At 50.0% G+C, this 13,316-nt stretch carries 8 protein-coding genes; 2 read left to right on the forward strand and 6 right to left on the reverse strand.

All coding sequences use genetic code 11. The features are described from left to right. Window positions 1-352: 352 nt before the first annotated feature. Both EKK48_20735 and EKK48_20740 read left to right on the forward strand, forming a co-directional pair. Window positions 353-1,411, forward strand: a complete 1,059-nt coding sequence (locus EKK48_20735; GenBank protein RTL38861.1) for a ligase-associated DNA damage response exonuclease — start codon at window positions 353-355, stop codon at window positions 1,409-1,411. Continuing rightward, complete coding sequence (locus EKK48_20740; protein RTL38862.1) at window positions 1,408-3,057, forward strand: ATP-dependent DNA ligase; 1,650 nt, start codon at window positions 1,408-1,410, stop codon at window positions 3,055-3,057. The genes EKK48_20735 and EKK48_20740 overlap by 4 nt, the downstream gene beginning before the upstream one ends. Here the strand turns inward: EKK48_20740 and EKK48_20745 are convergent. The 6 genes from EKK48_20745 to EKK48_20770 form a co-directional block, all read right to left on the reverse strand. Continuing rightward, the gene (locus EKK48_20745; GenBank protein RTL38863.1) at window positions 3,042-6,167 is read right to left on the reverse strand and encodes an efflux RND transporter permease subunit; all 3,126 of its coding nucleotides are present in this window, start codon (window positions 6,165-6,167) and stop codon (window positions 3,042-3,044) included. The two genes, EKK48_20740 and EKK48_20745, sit on opposite strands and share 16 nt — an antisense overlap. Continuing rightward, on the reverse strand, window positions 6,167-9,277 hold the full coding sequence (locus EKK48_20750; GenBank protein RTL38864.1) for an efflux RND transporter permease subunit: 3,111 nt from the start codon (window positions 9,275-9,277) through the stop codon (window positions 6,167-6,169). The genes EKK48_20745 and EKK48_20750 overlap by 1 nt, the downstream gene beginning before the upstream one ends. A 2-nt stretch (window positions 9,278-9,279) precedes the next feature. Continuing rightward, complete coding sequence (locus tag EKK48_20755; protein ID RTL38865.1) at window positions 9,280-10,695, reverse strand: efflux RND transporter periplasmic adaptor subunit; 1,416 nt, start codon at window positions 10,693-10,695, stop codon at window positions 9,280-9,282. Beyond that, window positions 10,695-11,180, reverse strand: a complete 486-nt coding sequence (locus tag EKK48_20760; GenBank protein ID RTL38866.1) for a MarR family transcriptional regulator — start codon at window positions 11,178-11,180, stop codon at window positions 10,695-10,697. The genes EKK48_20755 and EKK48_20760 overlap by 1 nt, the downstream gene beginning before the upstream one ends. A 295-nt stretch (window positions 11,181-11,475) precedes the next feature. Beyond that, window positions 11,476-12,132 (reverse strand): TetR/AcrR family transcriptional regulator, encoded by a 657-nt coding sequence (locus EKK48_20765; protein ID RTL38867.1) that lies wholly within the window; start codon window positions 12,130-12,132, stop codon window positions 11,476-11,478. 482 nt (window positions 12,133-12,614) lie between these two features. After that, window positions 12,615-13,304, reverse strand: coding sequence for a GGDEF domain-containing protein (locus EKK48_20770; GenBank protein ID RTL38868.1), 690 nt, complete (start codon window positions 13,302-13,304; stop codon window positions 12,615-12,617). Window positions 13,305-13,316 lie beyond the last annotated feature (12 nt).

Consider the following 13,316-nt stretch of genomic DNA (forward strand, 5'->3'; position numbering starts at 1 on the left):
CGCACCAGCATTAATTACAAACTTCGAATGGCGATTTTACGTGCGCTTTAACTTTGGCCCGTAAGCTACTAGTTGAGCACTGTATTACAACAGGTTCTTTTTATAGAGGTCTGATAATGATCAGAATGATGGTAGCGCTTGCGAGCGCTGTGGCTCTATACGCGTTGCAGGCATTCGCCTGAGACATTTGCTGAGGCTCCATTCAGGGATTCGGCTACGACTGTGAATCCAACTGATGCTTCTGAGTGCCGCATCCGACTGACGCCTCTGACTGCCGGTCGTTGCAATTACCAAAATTTGCAGTCGCGTCGAATCTGCGAAAAACAGACTTTAATTACGATATAACATCAGTGTGAGCAAACCTGATCTCGTAAAACTAACTGACGCTGGACTCTACTGCGAACAAGGCGATTTTTACATCGATCCATGGCGCCCCGTTGGTCACGCCATCATTACGCATGCACACGCAGACCATGCACGCCCGGGTAATACAAAATACCTCGCGGCAAGAAGCGGCGAGCGGCTGCTCAGAAGCCGTCTCGAACCAACCGCCTCTATCCAGACAGTAGAGTACGGCGAAACATTAGACATTAACGGAGTCCGCGTCTCCCTGCACCCGGCTGGTCACGTTCTCGGATCAGCTCAAGTGCGCCTGGAAAAAGATGGGGAAGTATGGGTCATTTCGGGCGACTATAAGACAGAAGACGAAATGACCTGCGCATCCTTCGAACTCGTGCCCTGCCACACCTTCATCACAGAATCAACTTTTGGATTGCCGATATTTCGATGGAACGGACAAGCAACAGTATTCGACGAGATCAACAGGTGGTGGAAAGCAAATCAGGAAGCAGGTAAAGCCAGCTTGCTCTTTGGATACGCGTTGGGCAAGGCGCAGCGCATTTTAAGCGGAGTCGACGCCGGCATAGGTCCAATTTATACGCATGGCGCGGTAGAGAAAATCACACAGGCTTATCGAGAGTCGGGCATTTCACTTGCAAACACAACCTACGTAGGCGCTCTGGCAAAAGGCACCAAGTTTGGTGGCAGCTTGATTATCGCTCCACCGTCTGCGCAAGCGACGCCATGGACTCGCGTGTTTGGAACAGTATCGACAGCGTTTGCATCAGGGTGGATGCGCATTCGAGGCACCAGGCGCAGGAAATCTGTGGACCGCGGATTTGTTCTGTCTGACCACGCTGATTGGGTCGAGCTCAACCAGGTGATCAAAGAAACCGGAGCAGAACGGGTGATTGTCACCCACGGATATTCGGGCGAAATGGTGCGCTGGCTCAAAGAAATAGGCGTCAACGCCAGCTCTTTCTCCACTGAATTCGAAGGAGAGAGAGACGAGCTTCAGCCGTCTCAGACGGAAGCTGACAGCGAATCTGAACCTGAAGGTGCCGATCAATGAAAGCCTTCACAGATTTGTACACCGCTTTAGACGAAACAACTAAGACCAATGAGAAAGTGGCAGCGATGAAAAGCTACTTTCAGTCCGCCAGCCCGGAGGATTCGGCCTGGGCAATTTACTTTCTTACTGGTAGAAAACCAAAACAACTGATGCAAATCCCGAAGCTGGTAGCACTGGCAGTTGCTTGTGCGGGTGTGCCGGAGTGGATGTTTTCCGAGTGCTACGATGCCGTTGGCGACACGGCGGAGACAATCGCCTTGCTTCTTCCGTCGAGTTCGAAATCCAGCGAACTTTCTCTGACGCAATGGGTGCAGGAGCGCATTTTGACTTTGCGGGGCGCCAGCGAACAAGACCAGGTCGAAAGTGTTGTCAAAGCATGGCAGGAACTCAACGATTCGCAGCGCTTCATCTACAACAAACTCCTGACCGGAGCCTTCAGAGTCGGCGTCTCCCAGCAACTGGTAATAAGAGCACTAAGCCTGGTCAGTAATATTGAACCATCTGTAGTGGCACACAGGTTGATGGGAACCTGGGAACCGACTGCCGAATTTTATCAACGATTAATGGCGCCGGATACTCAAGACACGGATATCAGCCGCCCTTACCCATTCTACCTGGCGTATCCATTTGAAAATGATCTGCCCTCTTTAGGTGACGTCAGCGAATGGCAAGCGGAGTGGAAGTGGGATGGCATCCGCTCGCAACTGATCAGACGCGGTGGACAATCATTCATCTGGTCGAGGGGAGAGGAATTGATCTCGGATCGCTTTCCTGAACTGATAGAAGAGTCGGTGCTACTGCCAAACGGAACCGTTATAGACGGGGAAATTTTGCCGTGGAAGGAAGCGAACGTACTGCCCTTTTCGCAACTCCAGCTGCGCATCGGCAGAAAGAATGTCTCAAAAAAAATGTTAGAAGACGTTCCCGTCATCATCATGGCTTACGACCTGCTGGAATTCGATGGAGTCGACATTCGCGATCGCCCGCTGGCAGAGCGCCGAGAGCTGCTTGAGCGTTTACTGCGAGGGCTTTCGTGCAGCACAAATCCGACTCAACTCACGCTCACAGCGGCCGACATTGCAGCTCCAAGTTGTCAGCGATTAAGTGAACGACTGCGCATTTCGCCGAAAGTTGAGACGCTAAGTTGGGAAGAATTGAGCGAAGCTCGCAACACGGCTCGCTCACTCAATGTCGAAGGTTTGATGCTGAAGCGACTTTCGTCACCATACAAAGTCGGACGTCAGCGCGGCGATTGGTGGAAGTGGAAAGTCAATCCATTCACAATGGATGCGGTGCTCATTTATGCTCAACGCGGCAGCGGCAAGCGCGCCAGTCTCTACACTGACTATACATTCGGATTGTGGGACAACGGCAAACTTGTCCCCGTTGCAAAAGCCTACTCAGGCTTAACCGACGAAGAGATCAGACAGGTTGATTTATTCGTGCGCCAAAACACTCTCGAAAAATTTGGACCGGTCCGCACAGTGAAACCAGAGCTGGTTTTCGAATTAGCCTTTGAAGGCATTGCCAGATCAACAAGGCACAAATCCGGAATCGCCGTACGCTTTCCGAGAATGGTCAGATGGCGAATCGACAAGCCCGCGAACGAAGCCGACACACTCGAAACCGTTCAGGCACTTCTCTGAGTGCCCCTCAGTTGCGCTTTATTCTGATCAGTATTAAATACACGGCGTTGGAAGCGATCCAGATAAATGTAAAAGACTGGAGTGATATACAAAGTCACCAGCTGCGATACCAGCAAACCGCCCACTACAGTTAAACCGAGCGGTTGCCGAGCCTCTGAACCAGCTCCGAACGCGATAGCGATCGGAATACCACCCATCAGAGCTGCCATTGTTGTCATCATAATCGGGCGGAACCTGGTCAGACAAGCTTCATAAATAGCATCTTCAGCTGATTTATGACCGCCGCGTTCTGCTTCTACAGCAAAGTCGATCATCATAATGGCGTTCTTCTTGACGATACCAATCAGCATAATCAGTCCAAGAAAGCCGTAGATATTCAAGTCGACATGACAAATCATCAGAATCAGCAAAGCCCCTAAACCTGCTGACGGTAAGCCGGACAAGATGGTTATGGGGTGAATGAAGCTTTCATACAAAATGCCCAGCACGATGTAGATCACGACTACAGCCAGAAGCAAAAGCACCCACAGATTTTGCAGCGAGTCTTCGAACGCAGCAGCAGTGCCCTGGAAACTCGTTGTCACCGAAGCTGGAACGATTTCGGTGTCTTTTGCATAAGCCTTAATTGCATTGGTGACATTGCCCAGTGAAGCTTCCGGCTTGAGATTGAATGAAATCGTCACCGATGGGAATTGACTGAGGTGATTGACCAGGAGCGGTCCCACCCCGTTCTCTACCGTGCAAAGCGATTCCAGCGGAACCAGTTGCCCATTTGAGCTGTGCAAATAAAGATCAGCCAGTTTGGTCGGGTCACGATAAAAGCGCGGCAGCACTTCGATAATCACCCAATATTGATTCGTGGAAGTGTACATAGTGGAAATCTGACGGGCCGCATAGGCACTGTTGAGCGCATCCTCGACCTGCTGCATGCTGACTCCGAAACGGGCGCATTTATCGCGGTTTACGGTCAAATGCACTTCAGGATTACTAACCTGGAGATCCGAAGTAACATCAACAACACCGTCGATGCCTTTGATTTTTTCCTGCAGTTTCTTAGCGGCAGCGTAAAGCTCGTCCATATTGGGGCTGGACAGAGTGAACTGATAGAGACTCTTCGTTACCTGACCGCCAATTGTAATTGTGGGCGGGTTTTGAACAAAGGCATTGATACCGGGTACAGTGGCAAGCTTGGGTGCGATTTCTTGAATGAGCTGGTCGGCAGTCTCCTTGCGCTGCGCTCGGGGCTTAAGCACAATCAGCAGCCTTCCTTGATTGAGAGCAATGTTCGGGCTGCTGTTACCGACGCCAAGGCTGGACATGACGGATTCCACATTCGGATCCTTCATAATAATGTCAGCCAGTTGGGTATGCAGCCGCGTCATCTCCTGGAAGGATGCGCCCTGATCAGCCTCGGTCATGACCACAAGTTGACCGGTGTCTTCATTTGGCATAAAGCCTTTGGGCACGCTGGAAAACAGAACGCCCGTCAAGACAAGCATGACACTGAATCCAACCATGACCAGCGGTTTTGCCGAAAGAGCCATGTGCAGTGTGGATTTATAGAAACTCAGGAATATATCAAAAACACGATCCGATATTGCCGCCACAGCTCCCTTGCTATGACCCTCTTTGCTGGGACGCAGGAATCGGCTGCACAACATCGGTGTGAAGCTCAGCGAAATAAAGCCCGAGATCAAGATCGCAATACTTATGGTCACACCGAACTCATTGAACAGGCGACCAACCACCCCGGGCAATAGCAGAACGGGAAGAAATACTGCCACCAGTGACAATGTCATGGACAAAATCGTAAATCCGATTTCCGCAGAACCATCATACGCCGCCTGCATTGGCGATTTGCCCATTTCCATGTGCCTGACTATGTTTTCGAGCATAACGATAGCGTCGTCTACAACAAAACCAACCGAGAGAGACAGAGCCATCAAAGACAAATTGTCCAGACTGAAATTAAGCAGCCGCATCGCCGCAAACGTACCGACAATAGAAATCGGTAGTGCAAGACTGGGAATCAAGGTTGCCGACAGATTACCGAGAAATATGAATATCACCAGTACAACCAGCCCAACGGTCAGTAACAAGGTGAACTGAACATCATCGACAGAGTTTCTGATCGATGTCGATTGGTCGTATAACACATCCAGATTAACCGAAGCTGGAACAACGCTACGGAAATTCGGCATCAGCTTTTTGATGCTATCGACGACTTGAATCGTGTTGGCGCCAGGTTGCCGCAACACAGCAAGAATGACTGCCGGCTTGCCGTTATACCAACCGCCGGCGCGGTCATTTTGAACACTGTCGAGCACTCTGGCAACGTCACTGAGATGAATCGGTGCACCGTTACGATTGGCTATGACGATCGGTTTATAGGCATCGGCATTGAGGAGCTGGCCATTCGACTGAATCGTGAATGCCTGCGATTTGCCCCACAACGTTCCGGTCGGTTGGTTTTGGTTGGCAGCGGAAACGGCATTCATGACGTCGTCCATGCCAAGCCCGTATGAAGCCAGTCGCTGAGGGTTCAGTTGAATACGCACCGCAAACGGCTGGGCGCCGTTTACCTGTACTTGAGCGACGCCGTTAACGCGCGAAATTTGCTGAGCGATAATTGTCTCGGCATAATAATCCACTTTGTGCATCGGCAGAGTGTCAGAACTCACAGCCAGATAGATAACAGGTTGCATCGCCGGGTTGACCTTAGCAAAGGTCGGCGGTGTGGTCATCTGCGGTGGCAACTGTTTGGAGGCAGCCGTGATGCACGCCTGAACATCGAGCGAAGCGCCATCCATATTTCTAGATGGGTCGAACTGCAAAGTAATTTGCGACTGACTGAGTGTGCTGGTTGAAGTCATCTGACTCAAGCCGGCGATTGTCGCGAACTGCTTTTCCAATGGAATTGAAACTGCAGATGCCATCGTCTCCGCACTTGCACCCGGCAAGTTGCTGGTCACTTGCAACGTAGGAAAATCCACGTTCGGAAGATTGCTCAAAGGCAACGACTTGTAGCCGATCGCACCAAACAACAAAATGGCAAACATGACGAGCGTAGTCATTACAGGTCTGTCTATAAATATCTTGCTGATGCTCATTAGACTCCCCCGTGCACTGTGGTCGGCTTGACGCTACGCTGCTTTCTATGAGCCAGGCGTTTCTGCAACCTATCCAAATAAATGTAGAAGACGGGAGTGATGTAGAGTGTCACCAGCTGTGACACCAAAAGCCCTCCCACAATCGTCAAACCAAGTGGACGCCGCGCTTCAGAGCCTGTTCCGAGAGCCACGGCAATGGGCAAACTGCCAAGCAGGGCGCACATTGTAGTCATAACAATGGGGCGAAATCGGGTAATACAGGCTTTGAAAATCGCATCTTCTGCGCTCGCGTTTTCGGTGCGCTCATAATCTACAGCGAAATCTACCATCATAATGGCGTTCTTTTTAACGATACCGATCAACAAAACCAATCCGAGGAACCCGTATATATCGAGCACCATGTGGAAGGCCAGGAGGATCAATACTGCGCCCAATCCCGCTGAAGGCAGCCCCGAGAGGATGGTGAATGGATGAATAAAGCTCTCGTAGAGAATACCAAGGACGATGTAAATGACAAGAATCGAGACGATCAAAAGCAGTCCAAGGTTGCCCATTGAACTCTCGAACATTTGCGCATTTCCCTGGAATTTATAGGTTACGTCTTCGGGGCACAGCTGCCGCGCAATCTCCTTGACCTTATCTACAGCTTCGCTCAACGATACTTCCGGTTTCAAATTGAAAGACAGGGTAACCGCCGTGAACTGCCCCAGGTGATTAACCTGCATAGGCCCAACGCCTCTATCGACGGTGGCAACTGTGCTGATCGGCACGAGTTCTCCAGAGCTGGTTCGCACCTTCAGCCATTCGAGCATGGATGCATCCTGATTGAACTCAGGAGAGACTTCCAAAATCACCCAGTATTGATTAGTCGGCGTGTAAATGACCGACACTTGCCGTTGCGAATAAGCGCTATTCAAAGCGTCCTGAACCTGGTCCATGCTCAGACCCAATTTGGACATTTTGTCGCGGTCAATTTTTATATTGAGTTGCAGATTCTTGACCTGCAAATCACTATTCACGTCTTGCAACTCTGGAACGTCGCGGAGTTTATCGAGCAACGCGGTCGCCGTCTTGTACAGCTCGTCGGTATTTGAGGACGAAAGCGTGAGTTGATACATGGCTTTCGTTTGCATACCGCCGATGCGAATCGATGGCGTATTCTGCATGAAAAACTTTATGCCGGGAATGCGCGAAGTCTTCTTGCGCAAATCTTGAATGATTTCATCAACCGTCATATGTCTTTCATTCATCGGCTTCAAGACCATCATGATGCGACCTTGATTAGCCGATGGCGTCGGTCCACTTGCCCCAACGCTAGACATAAATGCAGAAACTGCGCTTTCCTTTTGTACGATTTTGGCAATTTCTTGCTGATGCCGCACCATCTCGGTAAACGAAATTCCTTGAATCGCCTCGGTGGTGGCCATGATTTGCCCCTGGTCTTCTGTGGGCAGAAAACCCTTTGGCATAATAGAAATCAGCTGCCCGGTCGCAATTACCATGACGACGAAAAGCGCCGTTACGATCAGCTTGTGATTGAGCGCGATGCGCAACGTGTGTTCATAGACGTAAAGCAATACTCCAAAAATTCGATCGGATATTGCGATGAGAAGATTTTTTTGTTGCTCCTTCTGTGGGCTGAGAAAGCGGCTGCAGAGCATCGGCGTCAGGGTCAGTGCGACAAAGCCGGAGATCAAAATGGCGACACTCATCGTAACGCCAAATTCAAAGAAAAGTCGCCCTATGATTCCACCCATGAGCAAAACAGGAATGAATACTGCAATTAGAGAAACAGTCATTGAAACGACAGTGAATCCGATTTCGCGAGAACCGTTCAGAGCCGCTTCCATCGGCGTTTCACCCATCTCAACGTGACGAACGATATTTTCCATGACAACGATTGCATCGTCGACAACAAAACCAACGCACAAGGTGAGCGCCATCAATGAAATATTATTGAGTGTAAAACCAAACAACTTCATTGCCGCAAACGTGCCCAGAATGGAAATTGGCAAAGACAGACTGGCTATTAGCGTTGTGGGAATGCTTCCCAGAAAAAAGAAAATCACGAGGATGACGAGCGCGATTGTTATCAGCAATGTCCGCTGCACATCATCGACAGATCTGCGAATTCCCTGGGAACGGTCAAAGAGGATATTCAAATCAACCGATTTTGGCAATATTGCGCGAAAATTCGGCAGCAACTCACGAATATGATCGACAATTTGAATCGTGTTGGTGCCGGGCTGACGCTGAACAGCAAGCACAACGGCGCGCGTATCCTTATACCAGGTCGCCACCTTATCCGTCTGTGTACTGTCCACCACGGTGCCTAAATCTTGCAAACGCACTGGAGATCCATTACGGTAGGTCACTATTAGTGGTGCGAAGGCTTTGGCGTTATACAACTGCCCGTTGACGCGAATATTGGGTGCCTGTTTAGGTCCAGACAGAGTCCCGGTCGGCAAGTTGACGTTACTGGTGCGAATAGCGTTGGCGACTTCATCGATTCCGATTCCATAACTGGCCAGTTTGCGAGGGTCGACCTGCACGTGCGGTGAATAGATTTGCGAGCCGAAAACCTGTACCTGGGCAACCCCGCTCGTCATGGAGATACGGGGGGCAAGAATGTTTTCAGCATACTCGTCAACCGTATAAAGTGGCAGGGTCGGCGAACTCAAGGCGATAAACAAAATCGGTGCATCAGCCGGATTCACCTTTCTAAAAGTAGGCGGTGTCGGCATGCTGGTTGGAAGCAGCGGGCGTGCGGCGATAATGGCTGCTTGAACGTCTTCGGCAGCACCGTCGATGTTGCGCGTCAAATTGAACTGCAGTGAAATTTGAGTCGAACCCATAGAGTTGGTCGAGCTCATGTTGTCCAATCCAGCGATGCTGCTGAACTGCTTCTCTAGCGGTGTAGCTACGGCAGAAGCCATGGTGTCGGCGTTTGCGCCCGGCAAATTGGCGGAAACTGAGATTGTGGGGAAGTCTACTGCCGGTAAATCATTAACAGCCAGAGAAAAGTATGCGAATGTACCGAAGATCAGCAACGCCACCATAAGCAGTGTCGTCATGACCGGACGAACGATAAATATTCGAGAAAAATTCACCGTTATTTACCGGGAGCATCGCTCCGTCCCAAATCGACAGTCGGCTGCTTGACGATATCAACGTGGGCACCTGGAGTCAGTTGCAGCTGACCGTCTGTTACAACAACATCGCCCGCCTTCAGACCATTGCCGATTGCAGCGAGATCTCCATAGGTGCGTTTAAGTTCAACAGGCACAAAATCAACCGTTTTGTCGGGTTTAACAACATAGACTGAGTTGCCCTGCTGACTGGTTTGCACCGCACTCGATGGCACGACTGTCGTTTGTCCATCAGGCGGCATGGTCACTATTACATCTACAAATTGTCCGGGGAAAAGCTTGCTATCCTCATTGGGGAAAGTTGCCCTCAAAGTGACTGTACCGCTTGTGGTATTAACGGTGCTCTCAAGGAAAGTGACAGCTCCGATAAACTTCTCTTTCCGCTTGCCTTCAATCAATGCCTGCACTGTCAGAGATTTATCAACCATACACTTGCGAACCTGATCCAAATTTTGCTCAGGCACGGTGAAGGTGACGTAAATTGGCTGAACTTGATTGATGCTAACCAGCGGCGTCGCAGAATTTGCGGTGACGACGTTGCCCTCGTAGACATTCAGACTGCCCGTGCGACCAGTGATAGGCGACCGAATCTGACAAAAACCAAGCTGAATTCTCGCATTCTCGACCATAGCCTGATCGGCTTTCAATGTGCCTTGTGCCGTCTGAATCGCGGCGCGATCGGCATTTAAAACTTCTTTTGCATTTTCTACAGCCTTCTTATCGGCTTCAATTGCGGCTTCGGCTGTAGCGGCGTTCGTCGTCATCTGGTCTGATTGCTCATGCGAGACGGCACCTTCCAGGACAAGCTTGTCGTAACGGCTCATTTGCGTTTTTGCCAATCTCGCCAGCGAGTAATCTCGGCTGACGTTAGCTTCCAGGGTACCTACGGTGGCCTGATCTTTGGCTAGATTAGCCTGGGCAGACCTGATCTGCGCTTCGTCTCTGGCAACATTCCCCAGAGCCTGATCCAATGCGGCTTGATAAGTACGTGGATCAATTTGAAAAAGCAGATCGCCCTTTTTGACACTTTGTCCCTGCGTAAAAAATACCTTTTGAAGCTGACCGCTTACTTGAGGAACAATATTGACGACGGAGTAGGGAAGAACATTACCAATCGTTCTTACCTCGATGGGCACGTCCTGGATGCGCGCAGTGGCTACGTTTACAGGCGCAGAACGCTGTTTCTTGACCTCGCCCTTTTTGTCATTCGATGTCTTTTGACCACCCCAGAAAAAGTACGCAGCACCAGCCAATATCAGAATCAGCACCGTCAGTAGTATCGGCCGGACGAGCCCAGACTTATTTTGCTTATCAACGCTTACCGTCTCATCGGCGGTCGTATGCGTGGTCACGATTGAGTCCTCTGCATCCCTGATCATTACAAAGACATTCCTTTTACGGCTTCGGCTAGAACTGCCAGTCCTTCGTTGATTTTCGACAACTGTTCAGGACTTTGCGTTTTCAGCACCTGTGCCACCATCAACTGAGCTTTGCTTCGCGCGTCCTCCAAAACCTCTGCGCCCTTGTCGGTAATAGTGAGGAGAGTTCGACGACGTTCACTTGGATCTTCCTGACGAACCAGCAAACTCTTTTTGACGAGACGATCTACCAGAACAGACGCCGTCGGGTTGGTAACGTCCAAATGCGCTGCCACATCAGATACACCAGCGCCGGGATTTCGAGAAACGAAACCAAGAACTCGCAATTGTGGCAGGGAAATACTGCCGCCTTTTCTAACACCTGAGCGGATCAAGCGCATGATCGCAGGGACTGATTCAACGACTTGCCTGGCTGATGCCATGGCAGATGCTTCGTCAGGAGCGAATGCTCTTGCCTCGGTTAACCTTGTGGTATTCAAAGCCATCACCTCTCAAGGGATCGATAGTTAGCTGTACTTACTAATAGCTTGACATATAGTTAGTGATCTTCATACTACGACGAACCCATTGCTCGAGTGTTCCGAAAGCAGAATGGCTGTTGAGTTATACCAGGAAGGGGTGCGCCCCCAAGAGTAACGACTAGAACGCGGTTCAAACAAAGACCAAAGTCTAATGTTTTTCAGTCAATTTTACTTGAAAGAAGCCGAATCATAAGCGGAAACGCCCAAACCAATCTTGTCGGCAAGACAAATCGGAACTTCAAAGCGAACGAAAACCACCTTAAACCGAAGCAGTAGGAGCCCCTAGGCCATCTAAAAGCATGTCCAACCACCGCAAAACCGAAGGCTCAAGAGTCCCGGGGGTGCGAGCGTTAAGCCAACAACGCTTAGCGTGGATATAAAACCCGAAAATCATCTCAGTCAACTCATCAGGATTAACGTCAGCGCGTAACTGCCCTGCTTGTTGTGCAGCCTCCACAACCGTCGAGACTGGACGGCGAAGCGCCCCCCGCAGGCGCGAAGGCGGCGTATCCGGGTTTTTTAGAGAGGCGGCCCGATTCATATAGATCTGCGAAACGAAGATCACGGACAGTTCTTCATTCTGTTCTGTCCAGCGAGCATCCTTGATCATAAGCGCCCTCAAAATATCCAGAGGGCTATTTCCTGAATCCAGCTCGGACGCAACAAACTCTTCAAGCTGTTCGGTCATCTCACGTCGTAGCTCGATGACCAGATCTTCTTTGGATTTGAAATGATAGTAAAAGGTACCCTTAACGACGTCAGCCGCCTGACAGATCTCATCGATGGAAGTTGCATCAAAGCCGTTGACCGAAAAGAGCTTCCCTGCCGCATCGATGATTGTCTGTCGCGTCAGAGCCTTTTTCTTTTCCCGTCTACCAAGTTGCTCTGCTACAACAGCAGTTGAAGAGTTCTCCATAATAGTTATACCGTGACCTCAGAAAGCGGCTCTAGACGCAGGCAATGATTATACCGTCAGACAGGTATTGTGTCAGTAGGACACATTTATTGGAGATAAAACCGGCGATCGGCGAAAGGTCTATGAAAGGTCGCTGAAAGGTCATTGAAAGGATCGTCCATTCGAAGCTTGAATCCGTCGTGCACCACCAATGGTGTCATCACGCCGATCGATTGTTCTGCGATGTCAGCTTGGATATCGCTCTGGATAACAGATTGGATAACAAGTTGGATAACAAGTTGGATAACAAGTTGGATAACAAGTTGGATAACAAGTTGGACAACAACCTGGGCAACAAGTTTGGATATCAATCCGTACAACAGATTGAATATCAATATGGATATCAATTTGGATATCAATCTAGATATCAATCTAGATTGGGACAGCGAAACCAAGACGCCGTTTTAGACGCCAACTCCGAAACAACGAAGCGAGAACTCCTATTACCGATTGGCGACAATCACTGCGTTACAGCCTTTGTCTTTTGCTGTAATAAGCGCTTCGCAGGCTGCTTCCAACAAGCCCTGTGGCTCGTTGCTGTGAGCCGGATAACTGGCAACAGCAAGAGTCGCGGTGACTTTGATCGGCTTTTTCGTCTTAGGATCTTCAATTTCCAGCATCGAAACCCTGCGTCGGACACGCTCTGCAACAACAGCTGCACCTTCGGCGTCAGTCTCGTGCAATACGGTCACTAGTTCCTCACCGCCCCATCGAGCAGGCATGTCGATTTCACGCACAGAACTCTTGAGAATTTTTGCCACCTCGATCAACACGAGGTCACCAACTTCATGACCGTATCGCAAGTTGATATCGCGCAGATGATCGATATCGATCAACATCAGGGACAGCGAATATCCAAGTCTCAAAGCGCGCTTGAGAGAATGAGTCAGGTGTTCTTTGAAGATATGACGATTTGGTAGGTCCGTGAGAACGTCTGTTCCCATCAATTCTTGCAATCGAGCTTCCGAATTGGACAGCTGATGGCGAAGGCGGTCGATTTCACGATCTTTTTCTCGAAGCGCCCGTTCGAGCATTGTATTTTGAGTCTGTAGTTTTCGAATATTTCCTTCGCCCTGGCGATGGCGTGTCTGACCATGAAAGTTCTGCAGCATTTGTGTGAACTGAGCCTTCATTTATCTCCCCCA

Source organism: Candidatus Melainabacteria bacterium (assembly GCA_003963305.1).
GTDB lineage: Bacteria > Cyanobacteriota > Vampirovibrionia > Obscuribacterales > Obscuribacteraceae > PALSA-1081.